Origin of the sequence: Idiomarina seosinensis, from assembly GCF_003987275.1 — a bacterium.
GTDB lineage: Bacteria > Pseudomonadota > Gammaproteobacteria > Enterobacterales > Alteromonadaceae > Idiomarina > Idiomarina seosinensis.
Map to the genome: position 1 here is coordinate 182628 of NZ_PIQF01000004.1, position 19750 is coordinate 202377.

Below are 19750 nucleotides of genomic sequence, written 5' to 3' on the forward strand. Positions count from 1 at the left end.
CCCTTAATTTAGCGAGCGAAAAGAATGAAAAAAATACTAACAAAAACAACTTTAGCTTTAGCCGTTAGCTCGGTCTTATATGGGCCGTCTATCTGGGCACAACAGACGGACGAGGCCACAGCAGATACTAACAATATAGAACGCATCGTTACCTTAGGATCGCGTGTCAATGGAAGAACGGCGACAGAGTCGACATCGCCAATTGATATAATCTCTGGTGAGCAATTGGCAAGTACGGGTGCGAGCGAATTGGGTAAAGCACTGCAGATGAGTGCACCATCATTTAATTTTTCGACAACCACTATCTCTGACGGGTCTGACATTATTCGTCCTGCAACGTTGCGAGGCCTCGGTCCAGACCAAGTTTTGGTGCTGGTTAATGGTAAACGTAGGCACCAGCAGGCGTTGGTCAATGTGCAAGAAACAATTGGTAAGGGCTCGGCTGGCTATGACATTAACGCAATTCCGATATCGGCAGTGGCGCGGGTAGAGATTTTGCGTGATGGAGCCGCAGCTCAGTACGGGTCAGATGCCATTGCGGGTGTTATTAATATCACCTTAAAAAGTGGTGATGGAGGAAGTTTTAATGCCGAAGTGGGTCAAACCTATGAGGGAGATGGTGAGATCGCTCAGGTTGGTTTAAATGCGGGGCATGCGACCAATAATGGGTTTGTGAATTTCACTCTGGAGTACCGGGATCGGGGCATGACAAACCGAGCGTCTCCGGCGACATTGGAAGCTACCGGTGGTCAGCTTATTGGCGATTGGCTTGACCGTGATGGCGATCCAGTGGTGCGGTTACATGTTGGCGATGCCGACTCTGAAAACTATTATGCTTGGCTAAATGCTGGTTATAACATCAATTCAACTACAGAGCTTTATGCCTTTGGCGGCTGGTCAACCCGTGACGGCGGGTCTGCCGGGTTTTTCCGCGGCCGTGGACATCCAAGAACGATTGAGGCGTTATACCCTGATGGTTTTTTGCCTCAGTTAAAAACAGAGGCCGACGACCAGTCGATAGCCGTTGGTATTCGCGGTGATTTACCGAATGCCTGGTTATGGGATGCGAGTGTGGTCTATGGGCGCAACGACTTTGGTTTCAACTCAGCTAACTCGGCTAACGTCAGCTGGTATTATGAACCTGACGGCAACGGCGGTATTTATGCGGATACACCGACAGAAGCATTTGACGGAGAACTGGTTTTTGAGCAGACCACGTTCAATTTAGACTTTAACGGTACCATCGACATTGGAAATGAACTGCTGTATTTAGCCACCGGCTTAGAGTTTAGAACAGATAGCTATGCGATTAATCCGGGCGATCCTGTGTCTTGGGCATACGGGCGTACTAATGATCCGAGCATTGAAATTTTAACACCATCCGGGGCTCCGGCAGAGGCAGGAATACAAGGCTTTCCAGGCTTTAGTCCTGGCCAAGCGGTTGATGCGGACCGAGATAGCTATGGTGTTTACGTTGATGCAGAGTATTATTTAACCCCTGAATTTTTGGTCGCGGGTGCAGTGCGATACGAGGACTACGATATCGCAGGCGGTAACGTTTCCGGTAAGTTATCACTGCGTTATGACGTTGACTCTGACTTTTCTGTGCGCGGCACACTCGCGACAGGTTTTCGCGCTCCAGGCGTGCAGCAAATCTATTACAGTCAGGTACTGACCAACATCGTCAATGGCACCCTGGTACAAACAGGAACGGTGGCGAATGACGATGAGGTTGCTCGCCAATTCGGTATTAATGAGTTGGAAGAGGAGACCTCAGAAAGTATTAGCCTGGGGCTGGTCAAGCGTTGGGACAATGGCTTTGATTTGACCGCCGATATTTATCAAATAAATATTGATGAACGGATTGTTATTTCCGAGCCATTAACGGCATCAATTGGGCCTGAATTTGCTGATGTTTTGGCCGCTAACAACCTGGGAGCCGCTCAGTTTTTTACGAATTCGGTTGATACCAAAACTACGGGCGTCGATATCATTGGTTCATATCCAACCGAGCTTTTTGAGGGCAGCCTTGATCTGACCGCGGCTATTAGTTTTATGGATACCAATGTTGAACGGGTTAACTCGGTGTCATCATTGATCCCAGCTGAGCAAATTTTTAACCAAACGCAAGTATTACGGATAGAACAAGGCCAGCCGGGTGAGAAGGCTACCTTTAGCGGCAAGTGGCAGCGCAATGACTGGACTGTAAACTTGGCATTAAACTATTTTGGTTCAGTTGAGGGTCAGGCATTTACCGGTATTCGTCACGAGTGGAGTGCTAAGTGGTTAACCGATGTATCGGTAGCCTATGACTTAACCTCAGACTTCTCGGTTATGGTAGGCGCTAATAATGTGTTTGATACCTACCCTGACGAGTGGGGCGATGCTGGCATACCATTCTCACAAGCTGGCTTTAAATATGGCTGGGAGACATTGCCGTTTGGTATTAACGGAGGCTATTACTACGCACGTTTTAATTATCAGTTTTAATAAAAAACGCCCGCTTGCTGAGCGGGCGTTTCCTATTTATTTGTTACCGATAGTCTTAGTCACCTAAGTACGACGTCAACATCCAGGCTGTCTTTTCTTGCTCACGAATGTAGTCACTCATTAGTGCAGAAGTACCTTCATCGCCGGCATCGTCGGCAACTCGTTGGATATCGCGTTGCAGGCGTATAACGGTCTGATAACTGTCGAGAATGTTACCAACACAAGCACGGCCTTCGTGGACATCCTTGACTTCCTCAATCTCGCTCGCCTTAATGTAGGTTGAGTATGCGTGCATTGGGCGTTGTCCCAAAGTAAGAATACGCTCGGCGATTTCGTCAATTTTCATCAGTAAGTCATCGTAAGTTTCTTCAAACTTAGCGTGTAACTCGAAAAATTGTTGACCCTTGATATTCCAATGGTAGCCACGAACATTCATGTAAAATATTTGGTAATTTGCCAACAGCTCATTTAATCTTTCTGATAAATTCTCTGCTTTTTTCTCGTCGAGACCAATCACTTGTAGTTGCTTCATTGCGTCCTCCGCATTGACTTTTTGATACTACTATCTTACGAAATTACGGCAAATTCGATCAGCTTTTAGCTGAATCTTCGCGTTTACCGTCCCTGATATGTTGTTCTCCACGCAGTTTGGCCAGCTGAATTTGACGCTCTCGTTCGGCAAAGCGAGATTTCTGTTCGGCGGTTGTCTTCGCGTAACAATGCGGGCAGCTAACGCCTTTTTGATAATGCTCTGACTGCTTTTCTTGCTCTGTAATGGGCATCCGGCAGGCGTAACACTGGTCATAGTTGCCCTGTTCCAGGCCATGCTTAACGGTTACCCGTTGGTCAAAGACAAAACAGTCGCCATTCCAGCTGCTGCTACTCTCGGGGACCAGCTCCAGGTATTTCAAGATACCGCCCTTTAAGTGGTAGACCTCGTCAAACCCTTGCTCTTTTAAGTAAGCGGTCGATTTTTCACAGCGTATCCCACCCGTGCAAAACATAGCGACTTTTTTATGCTTTTGGGGATCTAAATGTTCTTTGACATAATCCGGGAACTCGCGAAAAGCTTCAGTTTTTGGATTTATCGCACCCTCGAAAGTACCTACCGCATATTCATACTCGTTGCGCGTATCAATAACCAGCACTTCAGGATCGGCTATTAATTCGTCCCACTGTTCTGGCTCCACGTAAGTGCCGACCGTGTGCTTGGGATCAACCCAGTCGACGCCCATAGTAACGATTTCTTTCTTTAACTTGACCTTAGTCCGGTAAAAAGCCTGAGTGTCGCTGGGCGATTCTTTGTGTTCAATATCGGCTAAACGCTTATCGTTAGCAAAATAAGCCAACACGTTATCAATAGCTTGGCGAGTACCACAAATGGTGCCATTAATTCCTTCGCGTGCTAAAAGCAGGGTGCCTTTAACGTCGTTATCAATTAAAGTTTGATACAGGGGCTCACGAAGTTGCTCATAATCGTTGAGCTCGACAAATTTATACAGTGCCGCGCAAATATACATAATAAAATACCTTCAGCTGTCCGGACCGTAAATCCGGGGCGTTTAAAATCGCGCGAATTATAACCGCAACGGGAGTTTTGCTCAATGGCCGCCAATGATGCTCTGTTTTGGCTACTGGTTGTTATTTCAAGTGTTACGTCGCTACTCACCGCGGTGGCGGGTGCTGGTGGTGGCGCTGTACTTATCGCAATTTTGGCTTTGGTGTTACCGGGGCCAGCGATTATTCCAGTTCATGGTGCTGTGCAAATGGGATCGAATATTGGTCGGACAGCGCTAGCGTGGAAATATATCGATTGGCCGACTATTGCATGGTTTGTGCCTTTTGGGCTGTTAGGTACATTGTTGGGGAGTCTGCTGTTGGTGCAGCTGCCGGCGACTTTATTACAGCTGAGTATCGCCCTTTTTTTATTGTACTTAACTTGGGGCCCCCCGTTACCGAGAGTTATGCTCGGTAAAGCTGGGTTAATGGCGGGAGGCTTTGTCACCGGCTTTATCTCGTTATTTGTAGGAGCTTCAGGACCCGTGGTGGCGGCTTTCATCAAAGCTCGTTTTACTGAACGAATGACGACAGTAGCCACCTTTGCCGCAGCAATGAGTATGCAACATGCGCCGAAAGCCTTGGTATTTGGTTTTGCTGGTTTTGTTTTTAAAGAATGGTTACTTTTAATTCTAGCGATGATGGTGGCCGGTTTTATTGGTACCTGGGTGGGGCTTAATTGGTTAAAGCGAATAACGAACTATCGCTTTAACCAAATTTTTCGTTGGATCATTACGTTGCTGGCGTTGCGGCTACTTTGGGTCGCTTTTGAGTCGTTTATCCCAGCGCTGGCGAGCATAACGTCGTAGGCTGGGTACATTATCGGTCTCATCCATAATTGGGGTTCCAAGGATAGTCTCGATAATATCTTCCAGGGTAATTAAACCTAGCCAGCTACCATGTTCGTCATACACCAGACATAGATGTTGACGCTCTTTCAGCAGATACGCCATTAAATTCTCAATACTGACCGTTTCGCTAACAATTTCTACCGGGCGTGCTAAGTCAGCCACCGTTTGCCCCTCGTCTGCATCCAGCGCATCACTTCGAAACAAGAGACCGTGCGGCTCTTCTTCGGCATCAATTAAAGGAAATCGAGAAAAAGGTAATGCCCGGGCTTTGTCGGCAAATTCGCGTACTGTCATATCAGGGCTGATAGTTTCGCAGACCGTGCGCGGTGTCATGACCTGCTTCACCCGAATGTCGTGTAGGTCGAGAATATTCCAGATAACCCGATGCTCATCTCTGTCGAGAACTTTCTGCTCGTAGCCCATTGTAGCCATCGCCTTAATCTCTGAACGCACATCGATATCGGGTTCGTTATTGCCTATACGACGCGTTATTTGGTCGGATAACCAAATAAAGGGCTTGAGTGAAACAATGAAAAAACGCAATACCGGCACGATCAAAGGTGCCAGACTTCGCCAAAACTTGGCGCCAATCGTTTTTGGAATAATTTCGGATAAAATCAGTATCAGTAGCGTCATTACAGCGCTAGCAACACCTAGATAACCGTCACCAAAAACGACTCCAACCTGCGCGCCAACCCCGGCAGCTCCAGCTGTGTGAGCAATGGTGTTAAGGGTAAGAATAGCAGCTAACGGCTGGTCGATATTTTGCTTTAAATGGTTTAGCTTTTCGTGCAGAGCTGGGCGTTGGTCTTTTAGTTGAGCTATATAACTTGGCGTTATAGAGAGCAAGGCTGCTTCCAGCACCGAACAGAGAAAAGATACGCCAACCGCCAGTACTGCAAAAACAATGAGTAAAAACATAGTGTCTTATTTATTATCTCGTTAATTAAACCAGTTGAAAGACCAATAGCGCCAAGCCAGCAATAATAGCAATCGACCAGCCTAAACGCGACGCGTTTTTTTGCCACCACTGTTGTGCATAGGGACCCAGCCATAATGCCAGGCCGGCGAGCCCAAAATAACGGATACCTCGCGCTAAGCCAGAGGCGAGTATAAAAAGCGATAACGGAAATGCAGCAGCACCTGCGGCTAGCATGGCCGTTTGGAACGGAACGGGTGTTACACCGACCAGAAAAATCGCCATAAAGCCGTCATCTTTTAATGTCATCTCAAAGCTTTGATAATACTCCTGAAGCGATAGATAGTTTATAAACCATTGCCCTACTGAATCGAATAAAGCAAAACCAATATAATAACCAATGAGTGCCCCGACTAGGCAACCCGCTAAAGCGACCGATGCAATTGCCCAAATGCGCTCGCGCTCTAGTATCATGTAAGGTATTAACACCAATTCAAGTGGAATTGGCACAATGGTGGCTTCTAAAGCGGACATAAAAAATAGCATGGACAACGCATATGGTGAGTTTATTAAACGTTGCAGCCATTTTTCGGCCGACTTGCTGGAAGGTTGTTGTGGCGTCTGTTGATTCACTATTAAATAATACTCGATTGATTCAATCGTACTGATTGTAACGTGAAATCTTTGCAATAGGGGATCGAAGTGGTTAAAAATGACGTATTTACGGCGCAGGTTGTCGAATTACAAATAAGGCGAAGACATGAAATATCGGGGTAGTCCTACATTTTCTCATCAGCAAGCCGACAAGCTTGGTGTTTTAATCACCAACTTAGGCACACCAGAAGCACCGACAAAGTCGGCGTTAAAGCCTTATCTTAAACAGTTTTTATCCGATCCCAGGGTGGTAGAAGTACCGCGCTTGCTGTGGTGGTTTATTCTAAATGGCGTGATCTTGAAGATACGACCTAAACGCTCAGCTGAAGCTTATAAAACCGTTTGGACGGAACGGGGCTCGCCGCTTTTGTACCATACTCAAGATCAAGCGAATGCAATACGAGAAAAGTTGCAACAACAATATGGTGAACACGTGATTGTTGACTTCGCAATGCGCTACGGTAACCCGGGAGTGCCTGAGGTTATTGAGCGGATGATGCAGGCTGGTGTGCGCAAGCTGCTTGTACTGCCCATGTATCCTCAATACTCAGCATCGACGGTTGCTTCAACATTCGATGCGATTGCGGCTGACTTTACTCAGCGGCGTTGGATGCCCGACTTCCGGTTCATCACGCATTATCATGACTATCCAGCGTTTATAGAAGCCGCGGCAGAACGTATTGAACGTCATTGGGAGCAATATCCGCGCGCGGATAAACTAATTTTCTCATACCACGGTGTGCCACTGAGATATTTGAAAAATGGCGATCCCTACCATTGTGAATGTTATAAAACATCTCGGCTGTTAGCAGAAAGGTTGGGTCTTAATGAGAGTGAGTATTTAACAACATTCCAGTCCAGGTTCGGGCGAGAAGAATGGCTGCAACCTTACACTGACGAGACAATGAAAAGCTTACCAGGTAACGGGGTTAAGTCAGTACAAGTGTTTTGCCCTGGGTTTTCTTCAGACTGCCTTGAGACCATTGAAGAAATTGGTGAAGAAAACAGAGAATACTTTATCGAAAACGGCGGTGAGCGATATGAGTATATCAGCGCGCTAAATGCAGAGCCGAAGCACATTGAGGCGCTGACTCAATTAATAAGCGATAACCTGCACGGATGGGTGCCGCAAGAGCAGCAAGCGCAAACGCTGGCGCAACGGCAACAACAGGCGGATAAAGTGAAGAACCAGTCATTCCCGTATGGTAAGACCAAGGATTAATGTGGCTAACTCAAATGGATTTGGAAAACCGTTTATGTTCATTGCCTGGGGCCTAGCTCTCGCTTTGTTAGTATGGTTTTTCGAAGACAAGCTGCAGCAACAATTTAATCCAAATCAGCAGTTAGCTACTCAGCAACAGGGTCAGCGTTTGGTGGTTGAGCTGCAACAGAACCGCATGGGGCATTATGTTGCTGAGGGCCAGGTGAATGGTCAGCAAGTGACTTTTTTGCTCGATACCGGTGCAACTCTGGTGGCTATTCCTGAATCTTTAGCCAATAGGCTGGGCCTTAAGAAAGGCAGACAAGGTATGTCGCAAACAGCAAATGGGCGAGTGATCACCTATCGAACGGTGGTTGACGAGTTACAGCTTGGCGGTATTACACTTAACAACGTGGCTGCGTCTATTACCCCCGGTATGGACGGCGATATTATTTTGCTAGGAATGAGTGCTCTGAAACAGTTTGAGTTAACGCAAAAAGGCGATACGCTAACCATACGTTATTAATAAATAGGAAAGCATAATGCAAAAAAAGCAATTTCATTTAAGTTTAGCTGCGCTAGCCTTAATGGTGGCAACTGGAGCACAAGCTCAAGAAAAGGAGTTGCAACGTTGCGCGGAAATTGAGGACTCCCTGGAGCGGTTGGTCTGTTACGACAACATCACCAAAGAGAAGCAACAAAAAAACTCAGCGAAGCAAAAGAAAAAAGCTGAAAACCATGGCCGTGACGTTGCTGAGAAAGCCCGCCAGAAAGGGCAGTCTATGCGTGATCGTAAGCAGCAAACTGCCGATGACCGGTTCGGCATGGAGCATAAAAAGTCGGAAGAAGAGGAAGAAATCGAGAAGATTCAAGTCGAAATCGAGAGTAAACGGCAAGATGCCTATGATAATTGGGTTCTGACTTTAGCTAATGGACAGATTTGGAAACAAACCGAAAGTGTGACCTATTTCCCCTGGAACGACGAAGACACCTATTACATTGAGAAAGGTGCCTTTAACTCATTTTATTTCGGTCGTGAAGGCATTAACCGGCGCTTCCGTGTGGAACGAATCAAGTAACTAGCTGCTTAAGCTGATCGAAGGGCATGGGTTTGTAAAACAGAAAGCCTTGCAAGCCCATGCAACCATGGCGAGTGAAAAAGTTAGCTTCTTGCTCTGTTTCTATACCTTCAACAATGACACTCTTTTCTAAGCCGTGAGACATTTCAATAATGGCTTTCGTAATAATTTGATTGGCAGGTACCGTAAAAATTGAACGCGTGAACTCACGATCTATTTTTATAATATCTACAGGAAGCTTGCTCAAGTAGGCCAACGACGAAAACCCGGTGCCAAAATCATCAATCGCGACCTTGCAGCCAATCGTTCTGAGTTCTGCTAATTCGTTAAAGACTTTTGCTGCATCCTCGACCATGACACTCTCGGTGAGTTCAAATTGTAACTGAGACAGCCGAATCTGATATTTTTCAGCAAAGACTGAAATATCGTTGATAATATTCTCTCGCTGAAACTGTTTTACTGACAAATTAATAGATAAAATAAAATCCGGTGATACATCCAATTCAGCCAGGTGTTTAAAGGCGGCCTCCATAATCAGCTTAGACAACGGAATAATTTGCCCCGTTTGTTCTGCGACTGGGATAAAGTCTGCCGGAGAAACATATTCCCCTGTTGGTAGCCGCCACCGAACTAAGGCTTCGGCGCCGATGATTTTTTTACTGTTAGCTGCGATGTAAGGCTGGTAAAAAACTTCAAATTCATGGTTGTCAATTGCTCGCTGAATATGATTGCGCAACTTCAGTTCGTTTTCGTATTGTATACCCATCGCTTGATTAAATACCTGGTAGGTATTACCACCGCTTTGCTTCGCATGACTCATAGCGACATCCGCATTTTGAATCATGTTCTCGGCGCTGACCGAGTGCCCTTGTCGACAAGCAATGCCGATGCTCGCTGTCAGGTGAAGATCCAACGAGTGGAATTCAAATTTTTGCCGAACCTGCCGGAGCACGTGTTGGGCAATCATTGAGGATTGCTCGACTGCCTGTCCAGGTATAAACAAAATAAACTCGTCGCTACTGAAACGGGCAATTTCGATACCCTTTTGCTCGTTCAGTAATAACCGCTCTGCGACAGTTTTCAGTAGTTCGTTACCAACCCGTAGACCAAGGTTGTCGTTAATGGCTTTAAACCCATCGAGGTCGACAAACAAAATACAGCAATCGTCATTTGTATTTTTGACCAAGTAGCTATTAATTCGTTGCTCTAAAACATCCCGACGAATTAGATGAGTGACACTATCGAAATTCGCAATTTGGAACAGTTTACTGCGCTCTCTGGCCAATCTATGATTACTTTCAATGGTTAGCAGTATCAACAACGCAAGTACAATACCTACTAGCAATACGGCTTGGTTGATAGTGGAGCTTTGCCAAAATACACTAGAGTCCTTAAGGACTGCGTGAAATTGCATGGGCTGTTCGCCAAACACTGAGAGCGCAGTGGTCAGTTGAAAAAAGTGCTCATTAGATAAATCCGCCAGTGGGCGTGTTGCAAATTGCGGTTGGTTAATGGGTAAAAGGTAGTTATCGGAAAGCTCTAAATAGGTCTTAAAAATATCAAGGTACTGTATTTTAGCAACGTTCAATAGTTTTTTTATGTTAATGGTGACAATCAGCTGTCTAGGTGGCTGACTTGGGTTCTGTATGGGATAAGACATTAAGAACCTGGGTTCTGTACTTTGTAAGCTTTTTTCAACAATCACCGCTGACTGCCGGGAAAAGTGCTGTCGTTGCCATTCCTTAATCGATGGAATATCTAACAAAGTAAATTCTTTAGGTGGACCGCTCCTAAAAATATAAGGTTGACTCGTATCAGGTGGATTAAAAACGATCAGAGATTCGATTAAATCAAAATCTTGCAAATAGCTGCTGCTGTCAAGCTCGACGAGCTCAAGCATACTGTCCGAGCCGACGGTATTCCAGCGTTGAACCAATCGTTGTATAGCTTCTACCTGCGAGTTGAGTCGGGCGCTAATGGCTTCGCTGGATTTCTGGAGGTTTAACCGACCGCGTTCTTTAATGTCCTGAATATCATTATTTGCTAATAGAAACCAAATAAGGGTGGTGGCTATTATGACTGTGCTGGCTACCAGGTAACCTGTTTTAGACGTTTTTGTGTACGAGCTATCGTTATTTTTTAACACTAATAATGCAATGCCAGCAAGGGCTGTTATTACCATCGCCGCTGTTATCGCGACCGGATTTGTTGCCCATGGCGTGGTGTAACCGCGCAACCATAGAGACAGGAATAAAAAGGTGGTTAGTAGCAGTAAAATACTACCGGCTATTCGATAGAGCGCTATTGAACGCCAATTCGAAAAGCTAAAGGTAAAAGCAGTACCAATTAAAATGACCGCAGACGGTAAAAAAACAGACAGTTGAGTTATTGGCGAGTAGAACGCATACAGACCTATACCCACCAGCAAAATACCGGAAATACGGGTTAGGCGCCAAAATCGGCGCGCGCGAAATAACAGAGCGGCCCCCGTCAGCAGCGAGGTGACTGCGAGCATTGGTGTTAGGGCAGGCATTAGTTGGGCGTTTTCGCTAACAACCAGGTTACCCAACCCAAGTGCACCAAACACTAAACAGTTTATCGCAATCATTGAAATAAGTGACGCAGCAAGATTGCCGGTCAACTGTTTAAACACAAGTGTTCCTTATGCTATCGCCAATAGCGTTGCAAGGTGTTACGCATGAGTTACATAGTAGCGTTTGTGGTGACGTTGTAAACCTTTAGCTTTGTTTTTATAAGTGACTGTTTACTCAACAAAAACAGTCACTCTGTAGTTACTCCTTTTATTGCTTGCTCATCGTCTCATGAAACTCTGACAAGTTGTCGATAAGTTGCAGGTTGGGTAATTCAGCATAAGGTTCATTGGCAAACTTTTCTCCCCGCAGCTGCACGGATAGACGAGCGGCGTCGTCATTTAGCATCGTTTGCTGATAAAATTTCTGTGCTTCTTCCAATGTTAACGACTCTACGGCGTCGATAAGTTGCTGTTTACTGTTAAAGTCGAAGCGCTGTAACCGCCAGTCACTAATAAATGGAGCTACCTCTTCGCTAAGGTTTTTCGGCGGTTCATTAAGAGTAACTAGCACACTTGACTGCAGTTGCTTAAACTTCTCTGGCGACATTGCTTTTAACTGTTGCCAGTATTCTTGCTTAAAGTCGTCAAATCGCTGCTGAATGTCGGCAACGCTTTTGACCGGAGTTTGAATATAAAGACCAAAACCAGTGTACATATCTAATGATGGAGCAAATGCGCCAACAGCGTAGGCAAGCTGCTCTTCGGTTCGCAGTGTATCGAATGCAGCCGTACGGAAATGGCTTTGTAGAACCGTACCCGCGGCTTGAGTCTTAAAGCCAGGCTGCGGATGAATATGTGCATCAATCAACCCGACATCAGCGACATTTAGATCCTGTCGGAAGGCAATCGTTGTTGCCGGTTGCGGCTTCCAGAAGCGAGCCTGACGATAATCGGTCAGTTGACGTTGCGGCGGGAAACTGGCTTTTATTTGACTTATTGCGTCGGCCAAGTCTGCTTTGTTGTAGTTACCAAAGGCAAAGGCTCTTACCGTGTTATTGGTGAGCAGCTTGTGCATAAAGCCCTTCAGATCCTGTGGCGTCAAAGACTGGGCTGTTTCAATAAGTTGCGGTTGGTTGAAACCTCCCTCACGAATAACCTGACCATAGGCATCAAACGACTGATATAGTGGAAATTGCTGGCCTTTATTTCGCAACGCTCTGACGTAACGGTCAACGGCTTGCTGGAAGTCACTTTTGTTGACATCAAATACCAGGCTGTCGAGGGCACGTTTTAGCAGCACCGGCTGCTTATCGGTAAAGCCTGATAAGGTGAGCGTCATACCGACGCTGTCGGTTAAGCTGATGTTCATTCCAGCGATGCTGGCCTCGGTTGATAAACCGCTGGTGTTTAGCTGGTAAAGGTTACGCCAAAGAGATGCCAGTACATTATCCTGGATGTTTTCAATGGTGCTGGGGTTGTTAATGTTAACCGTTAAAATTCCCCGAGGCTGGTTAGCAAACTCCTGGCTTGGGTACTGCCAGACATCAATCCCTTCCTCACTGATAATTAATTGTGGCTTATCAAATGACTGGCTGGTGCGAATATCAAAGCTCTCCGGTAGCAACGTATTCACATCGGGTAACTGGACAGTAATATCCGAGGGTTGATACCAACTTTCTATTTGCTGCTCATCCAACGCGGCGATCTGATATTTACCGTCATAAAAGTCAAGCTCGCTATCGTGCGGTTCTTGTTGACTAATATACCAAACCTGCATGCGCTCGGGCGTTAGCTGCGCCAGCACGTTGTTAATCGCGTCTGCATTAAATCGTTGATATTCATAAGGCGCGCTGATTGCATATTCAGCCGGGTAATTTTGCATCGCCTCTGCGAGTGACGATACGTAATCAAACTCGTCACCTTTTTCGAGAAAACGGAAACGGTTTTGTAAACTGGTTTGCATTTCTTTGAAATATTTTTTATCGACCCCTTCGGCTTTGATTTTCTCAATATAGTTTAACAGTACCCGCACTATTTCATCGCGTTGCTGCATGCCCGCATCTGTTAGTTTAAGGCTTAGTGCCAAAACGCCATAGTTTTCATAATAACTAGGCGACGCAGAGGCATTTAAGCTGGAGATTAAGCCGGCAGCCTTTAGCTGTTGGGCCGGAGTTCCTGGCATTTCCGAACCTAGCATATAGGTAACATAACGGTTGGGTTTTACCGCAAATTGTTGCTGGTTGTTGTCGATAATGAACTCAAGCCGCAATTGCTTTACATCTTCGTTGGGTACGTAATGAATAAGCTTTTTACCGATCTCATCAAAGTTCAGTTGCTGAGTCACCTCAGGATTATCGATTGCATCGTTTTCGATGCTGGCAAAGTGCTTATGCGCCAACTCTTCCATTGCATCCAGTGGCAGATCGCTAATCATAGCGACTTTCATTATGTTGGCCGAATAATATCGTTGATAAAAATCGACGGTTTGCTGGTGTAAGTTGCTACCCTCTTTATCGCTTAAAGTTTCCAGGTTACCGATTAAAAAACGGTTGGCGGGATGTTCTCCTAGTAAAGAGCGAGCGAGTTTAAATTGTCCAAAAAAGTCCATTTCACGGCGCATAGACCATTCAGCATTGACGGCGTTACGCTCTTTATCAACATATTCTGGGTACAACATCGGCGCTTTAAAAAAGTCAGAAAAGCGATCAAGCCCTTGGTCAAATGCGTCGTTATTCACTTTGAACATGTAGTTGGTGATATCAAGCCATGTATAGGCATTTTGGCTACCACCATTGCTGCTCATAAATTCGCTGTAGCCGTTGGTATCCGGATATTTTTCAGTGCCCAGAAAAAGCATGTGCTCCAGATAGTGAGCCATACCTTGCTGGGTTATGGGGTCGTGTAACAAACCTACGTCAACACTGAGTGACGCAGCTGATTTTTCTGTTTCGGGATCAGAAATCAGCATGACTTCTAACTGGTTGGGTAAGGTAATCGTGCGGTAAGCTCGATCATCGTTCGGGCTTTTGATCACGCCTGCAGCCTGAGCCGGCTCTGTTGAATTAACCGCAGTTGCGGTCGAGTCTTCCGTTTGTGAACAACCACCAACAAGTAATGCTGCTGTGATTGAGGAGACAAATAACAATTTTTTCATAGCGCCTGTGCCCAAGAGAAGTCAAATCATTGAGTTAAACCTTAGCACTAGATTGCATAATCTCGATGACGGGCTGTCGATTAATTTGTAACAGAATTTTAGTTAGCCGATAATGCAGATTGATTAAAATGAAAGGAATAAGTGTTTATGAAGGTTTGGGTTGATGCGGATGCTTGTCCGGTTGTGATTAAAGAAATGCTCTATCGTGCGGCTAACCGCAAGCCGGTTGAAGTTACGTTGGTGGCTAACCAACCGATTCGCGTGCCCCCTTCTAAATGGGTAACCAGTATTCAGGTAAGCAGTGGCTTTGATGTTGCCGATGATGAAATTGTGGCGCGGGTGAAAACTGGCGATTTAGTGATAACCAGTGATATTCCGCTGGCTGACGAAGTGATTAGTAAAGGTGCTTTAGCATTAAGTCCAAGAGGCGAGTTATTTAGTAAAGAGAACATAAAAAGCCGGCTAAATATTCGTGATTTTATGGATACTATGCGAGCCAGCGGCATTCAGTCTGGCGGTCCGGCTGCATTGTCACAGCGTGACAAGATGAACTTTGCTAACCAACTGGATCGTTGGTTAGCAAAAGTTCCGGGAGCTAATGCTTAATTCACAGTGGCTCCCTATGGTTAAGAAAGTAGGTTTAATGTTCCGACAATCTTAAATTTATCGAGACGGTGCCTTAACGAGGTAGGGAGTAAACAGTAACAGCCCGATAGTACTCACAAACAAGCCAGAGTGAGAGCCGGAGGTAAGAACAGTCAGAACACTGTAGTAAACCACATCAATCAGTAAATAGCTTGCGAAGGCTTTTTTGAACCATGGGCTACCTCGCCAAACAGCAACCATCAGTAGCAGTTGAAATGGAATAAACAGGATTAATTTCCAGCTCCAGCTGCCAATAAAAGCGCCGGACAGGCTCGAAACTTGAGTCCTTAAAGGCCCTAAAAGCGCATCCTGATAATTTCGTGCAAATTGCAGGTCAAACATAATCCAATAAAAAAACGCAATGGTGTACGCAAGGTTTAGCAGCAAATAGAGCGTCACCGTTTTTTTAGGTGCGGATTGCCGGACTGTCTGCGAACTTGAAGCCGTAGCCGTTTTCGTCGCTAAAACAACAACAGCAACTAAATACAAAACCTCGGTCGCAATGTAGAGTCCGCCGGCAAATACGCCCACATTGCTTTTTTTGGCAAATGAGTAGTATGAAGGTTGTAGATCATTCGATAGACCGGCTAGATGCATAAGGCTGTTGGCGGTTAGCTCAACATTACGTAAAAAGTCGCTGAGCCATTGCATTGGGTGAATGAACCAATCTGCCATGTAAATTGATGCAAGAGCACCCACGGTTACGGCGATCCCGAGTAAACCGAACATACCAGCTACTGGCGGCAAACGCCCGCTGAGTGTCGTATGCATTGCAATCATAATTTATAAGTTCCCAAGTTTATTCTATAAAGTTATCTGAGGGTAACGAACTCTTCAGCAGAAGTCGGGTGTAATGCGACGGTTGAATCAAGGTCTGACTTACGAGCCCCCATCTTCAACGCAACTGCAAAGCCTTGTAGGATTTCATCCATGCCTTCGCCAATACCATGCACCCCAATGACCTTTTCTTCGGGGCCGTAGCAAACCAGTTTAAAGTAGCTCAGCGCACGGTGAGGGGTTACTGCGTTGTACATTGCCGCAAACGAGGAGGTATAAACTTTGACGTTTCCGGCACCGTATTTAACGATTGCATCTTCCTCGCTGAGGCCCACCGTACCAATAGTTGGGTGGCTGAAAACGACAGTCGGAATGTGTTCGTAATCCATATGTGCATCTGGCATGTCATTAAATAAGCGCTCGGCCAATTGGCGGCCGGCTTTTATTGCTACCGGAGTTAATGCGGCTGCACCGGTATTGTCGCCGACGGCATAGATACCTTGCACGTTGGTATTCTGATATTTATCGACTTGAATAAAACCATCTGCATCAAGGTCGACACCGGTTGCCTCGATATTTATTTTATCGGTCGACGGTACACGCCCAATGGCCCAAACAAGGCAGTCGACCCCTGTTAAAGATTCCCCGTTCTTATAAGTCAGGGTGAGAGTGCCGTCGTCTTCTTTGGTCACTTCCTGAACGGTTGTTTCGGTGTGCAATGTTGGACCGTCTTGCTTCATCCGTTCTAATAACCCGTCGGTGATGTATTTATCGAATGTGCGTAATGGCCGATCGCGGCGGACCAATAAGTGGGTATCGGTACCTAGCGCGTGGAATACCCCAGCAATTTCTACGGCAATGTAGCCGGCACCAATAACCGCCGCTTTTTTGGGTTGTTTGGTTAGCGCAAAAAAGCCGTCTGAATCAATACCATGCTCAGCGCCTGGAATGTTGGGGATCATCGGACGGCCCCCGGTCGCGATAGTAATATGGTCAGCCGTTATTTGCTCGCCATCAACTTCGACGGTTCGGTGGTCGACAAACTTGGCGAAGCCCTCGATAAATTCGACGCCGTTGCCTTGAAAACCACGGTGATAACCACCGTGAATTCGTTCAATATAGGCTTCACGGTTTTTAACCATGGTTTCCCAATCAAAACCTTTTTGCTCCAGGTCAAATCCGTAAGCAGGTGAATATTTTATCGCCTCAGCAACATGAGCACCGTACCACATGACTTTTTTGGGGACGCAACCTACGTTGACACAGGTACCGCCGACCGCATTGGCTTCGATGACGGCCGCCTTAGCGCCGCGTATTGCAGCTCGATTGGCGGAGGCAATGCCGCCACTCCCTGCGCCAATAGCTAAATAGTCATAATGTCTGCTCATACTGCTTAACTCCCGTCAGAATTTTAAAGTTCGCACAATATCTTGAATAAAAACCCCACATCATGCAATTAACACGTGAGGTTGTCTGCCAGACTATACCGATTAAGTCTATCGAAAGATCAGAATTAACGGCCTCCGGCTGCGAGGTTTTCTTTGACAAATTGCGTCATCATGGTGCGCAAGTGTATGACTGTTCCTGCTCCCTCATAAATACCGTGAGAACGGTTTGGGTAGGCGAAAAAGTCAAATTGCTTACCGTGCTTGATAAGCTCGTTTACCAAACGTTCAGAACCTTGAAAGTGTACGTTGTCATCGCCGGTTCCGTGCACCAGCAGCAAATCACCCTCTAAGTGTTCCGCGTGAGTAATTGCCGATGTCTCGGTATATTGTTTCTTTGATTCAGGTAGCAGGCCGGAATACCGCTCCTGATAAATGGTGTCATACAACGTTAAATCAGGGACGGGCGCCAACGCCATCCCAACATGGTAGGTCTCCGGGTACCGGAATAAGGCGTTTAGTGTTTGTGAGCCACCACCGCTATGCCCCCAAATACCGACACGTTCGGTGTCAATAAAAGACCAGCGGTCAGCCATTTGCTGTAACGCATCGTACTGATCGCGAACGGTAATAACACCCAACTTCTTGTAAATTGAGCGACGCCACTCGAAACCGCGTGGCGACTTAGTGCCTCTGTTGTCGATCGAAGCCACAATATAACCCTGCTGCGTCAGCATGGTATGCCAAAGAAAAGTCGAGCCTCCCCATCTGTTGGCTACAGTCTGGCCCCAGGGTTCACCGTAAACATAAAACAAAATCGGATACTTTTTATTGGGGTTAAAGTCAGCTGGACGCATGATGTAGCCGTCTAACTTGACACCGTCTCTGGCGTCGACCCGAAAAAATTCAACGGGCTTTCGGTCGATAGCGTTTACGGCAGCCTGGGCTTTATTGTTGGTCACAACCGATCGAATTACCTGATGATCAGGCAGACTGATCATATTGGTTTTCGGCACCTCTGATACTGAACTATAGGTGTGCTCTGCATAGCTGGCGTTGGCTGAAATACTGTATGAGTGAGTGCCAGCGACAGCAGGTGTTAGTCTCTCTAAAACGCCACTGCCATCGAGCTTTGCGCGGAATAGGTAACGTTCCAGTGGGGATTCTGGAGACGCGATAAAGTAGGCCCAACCGTCATCCTCGTTAATGTTAAGCACCTTGACCACATCCCAATTACCTTTTGTAACGGCAGTCATTCTGCCACTTTCGCGAGTGACCACATACAAGTGCCGGTAGCCGCTCCGCTCTGATAACCAGGTAAATGACTCACCGTTGTCCAGAAATTTAACGTGGTCAACGTATTCGGCCCATGAGTCTGTTGTTTCGCGGATTATCTGCTGACTTTTACCGTTTTCGGTATTACTTAAAAATACCCGGTTAATATGCTGCTTACGGGTTAATTGTTGAATAAGTAACTGTTCATTACTGCCCGCCCACTGCATGCGTACAATATAGTGTTGGCGAGGATCTCCGGGTAACTGCATCCAGGTTGTCTTGCCACCGTCGGAGGGTAAAACTCCCAACCGCATTGCCGCATTGGTTTCGCCAACCTTGGGGTAAGGAAATTGCTTAAGCGTTGGATACAGCTCGTCGGTGTTATTAATCATGGTAAACAGCGGCGTGCCCTCGGTATCGAGCTGCCAATAGGCTATGTGCTGACCATCAGGGCTCCAGCGAAAACCATCGCGCAGAAAAAATTCTTCTTCATTAACCCAGTCAAAGGTGCCGTTGACGATGGTATCACTGCCGTCGGAGGTCAATGGCAGGATATTGAAAGAGCTTAAGTCCTGAACATAGATGTTATTTTCCATGACATAAGCGACTTTGTCGCCCTGAGGGTTAAATTTAGCAAACTGCAGTGTCGATTCCGGAGCATTGCCACCAAGCTGCCTTAGCTGGTCGGTCTCTCGATTAAGGACCCAGTAATCGCCGAGCGTATGAGTACGCCAGGAGCGCTTAGTGTTGGTAAAAATTAACACTTTACTGCTGTCTGCAGACCACTGGTAATCGGCTATCGACAGAGCCTTGTCGTGGTCTGCTGGAGTCAGCTGTTCGGCACTGACCAATATATCCCGTTGATTGGTTTCGGGATGATAACGAACAATATCGCGGCCATTGCCTGTCTTCGACTGCTCAAGCGTTGTATAGCCGGAACCGTTCTTTAGCCAGCGGGTGGGAGCGGGTCGTTTAATGGTAAATTTATCGGTTTGATAAATTTCGGCTAAGTTTAGTCCGTCCCCATTGTCGCTCAGGTAGGTAGGATTATTGTCGGTATCATTGTTGACTGCTGAACAGCCAGCTAATGACATTAGGGTAATACCGGTTATCAATAATGCCTTGTGTACTTTTTTAAGAAATAAGCTGTGCCTATTATCAAAGACCGCCATAGTGTCGCCTTGTTATGATTTTCGTTCGTATAATGCGGGCCTGATAATACCTTAACTA

At 46.3% G+C, this 19750-nt stretch carries 15 protein-coding genes; 6 read left to right on the forward strand and 9 right to left on the reverse strand.

Annotated elements, in window-relative coordinates; all coding sequences use genetic code 11:
• Positions 1–24: 24 nt before the first annotated feature.
• Entirely contained in the window at positions 25–2490 is a 2466-nt protein-coding gene (locus CWI81_RS11795; protein ID WP_126785511.1) for a TonB-dependent receptor plug domain-containing protein, read from the forward strand.
• Positions 2491–2545: 55 nt separating this feature from the next.
• Here CWI81_RS11795 and CWI81_RS11800 read toward each other — a convergent pair whose 3' ends face one another.
• Complete coding sequence (locus tag CWI81_RS11800) at positions 2546–3022, reverse strand: Dps family protein (RefSeq protein WP_126785512.1); 477 nt, start codon at positions 3020–3022, stop codon at positions 2546–2548.
• Positions 3023–3080: 58 nt separating this feature from the next.
• Complete coding sequence (gene trhO / locus CWI81_RS11805) at positions 3081–4010, reverse strand: oxygen-dependent tRNA uridine(34) hydroxylase TrhO (protein ID WP_126785513.1); 930 nt, start codon at positions 4008–4010, stop codon at positions 3081–3083.
• A gap of 84 nt (positions 4011–4094) precedes the next feature.
• Between trhO and CWI81_RS11810 the strand changes: the two genes are divergently transcribed.
• Positions 4095–4856 carry a sulfite exporter TauE/SafE family protein gene (locus CWI81_RS11810; protein WP_126785514.1) on the forward strand — a complete coding sequence of 254 codons (762 nt, stop codon included), beginning with the start codon at positions 4095–4097 and terminating at the stop codon, positions 4854–4856.
• Here the strand turns inward: CWI81_RS11810 and CWI81_RS11815 are convergent.
• Positions 4800–5819 (reverse strand): CNNM domain-containing protein, encoded by a 1020-nt coding sequence (locus CWI81_RS11815; RefSeq protein ID WP_126785515.1) that lies wholly within the window; start codon positions 5817–5819, stop codon positions 4800–4802. The two genes, CWI81_RS11810 and CWI81_RS11815, sit on opposite strands and share 57 nt — an antisense overlap.
• 25 nt (positions 5820–5844) lie before the next feature.
• Positions 5845–6450 (reverse strand): YqaA family protein, encoded by a 606-nt coding sequence (locus CWI81_RS11820; RefSeq protein ID WP_241970429.1) that lies wholly within the window; start codon positions 6448–6450, stop codon positions 5845–5847.
• 127 nt (positions 6451–6577) lie between these two features.
• Here CWI81_RS11820 and hemH point away from each other — a divergent pair, with 127 nt between their 5' ends.
• The 3 genes from hemH to CWI81_RS11835 are packed head-to-tail and all read left to right on the forward strand — an operon-like array spanning position 6578 to position 8751.
• The gene (hemH, locus tag CWI81_RS11825; protein WP_126785516.1) at positions 6578–7693 is read left to right on the forward strand and encodes a ferrochelatase; all 1116 of its coding nucleotides are present in this window, start codon (positions 6578–6580) and stop codon (positions 7691–7693) included.
• Between the two features lie 34 nt (positions 7694–7727).
• On the forward strand, positions 7728–8198 hold the full coding sequence (locus CWI81_RS11830) for a retropepsin-like aspartic protease family protein (protein ID WP_241970430.1): 471 nt from the start codon (positions 7728–7730) through the stop codon (positions 8196–8198).
• 16 nt (positions 8199–8214) lie between these two features.
• Complete coding sequence (locus CWI81_RS11835; protein ID WP_126785518.1) at positions 8215–8751, forward strand: type VI secretion system-associated protein TagO; 537 nt, start codon at positions 8215–8217, stop codon at positions 8749–8751.
• On the opposite strand, the gene CWI81_RS11840 is transcribed toward CWI81_RS11835, so the two are convergent.
• Both CWI81_RS11840 and CWI81_RS11845 read right to left on the reverse strand, forming a co-directional pair.
• Positions 8744–11404 carry a putative bifunctional diguanylate cyclase/phosphodiesterase gene (locus CWI81_RS11840; protein ID WP_126785519.1) on the reverse strand — a complete coding sequence of 887 codons (2661 nt, stop codon included), beginning with the start codon at positions 11402–11404 and terminating at the stop codon, positions 8744–8746. The genes CWI81_RS11835 and CWI81_RS11840 overlap by 8 nt on opposite strands.
• Before the next feature lie 148 nt (positions 11405–11552).
• A complete protein-coding gene (locus CWI81_RS11845) occupies positions 11553–14438 on the reverse strand; it encodes an insulinase family protein (protein ID WP_126785520.1) in 2886 nt (961 codons plus the stop codon).
• A 147-nt stretch (positions 14439–14585) separates the two neighbouring features.
• On the opposite strand from CWI81_RS11845, the gene CWI81_RS11850 reads away from it, so the two are divergent.
• Positions 14586–15044 carry a YaiI/YqxD family protein gene (locus CWI81_RS11850; protein WP_126785521.1) on the forward strand — a complete coding sequence of 153 codons (459 nt, stop codon included), beginning with the start codon at positions 14586–14588 and terminating at the stop codon, positions 15042–15044.
• Between the two features lie 57 nt (positions 15045–15101).
• Here CWI81_RS11850 and CWI81_RS11855 read toward each other — a convergent pair whose 3' ends face one another.
• The 3 genes from CWI81_RS11855 to CWI81_RS11865 form a co-directional block, all read right to left on the reverse strand.
• On the reverse strand, positions 15102–15863 hold the full coding sequence (locus CWI81_RS11855) for a hypothetical protein (protein WP_126785522.1): 762 nt from the start codon (positions 15861–15863) through the stop codon (positions 15102–15104).
• Positions 15864–15895: 32 nt separating this feature from the next.
• Positions 15896–17248: a glutathione-disulfide reductase gene (gene gorA / locus CWI81_RS11860; protein ID WP_126785523.1), complete on the reverse strand. Its 1353-nt coding sequence runs from the start codon at positions 17246–17248 to the stop codon at positions 15896–15898.
• A 125-nt stretch (positions 17249–17373) separates the two neighbouring features.
• The gene (locus CWI81_RS11865) at positions 17374–19692 is read right to left on the reverse strand and encodes a S9 family peptidase (RefSeq protein WP_126785524.1); all 2319 of its coding nucleotides are present in this window, start codon (positions 19690–19692) and stop codon (positions 17374–17376) included.
• Positions 19693–19750 lie beyond the last annotated feature (58 nt).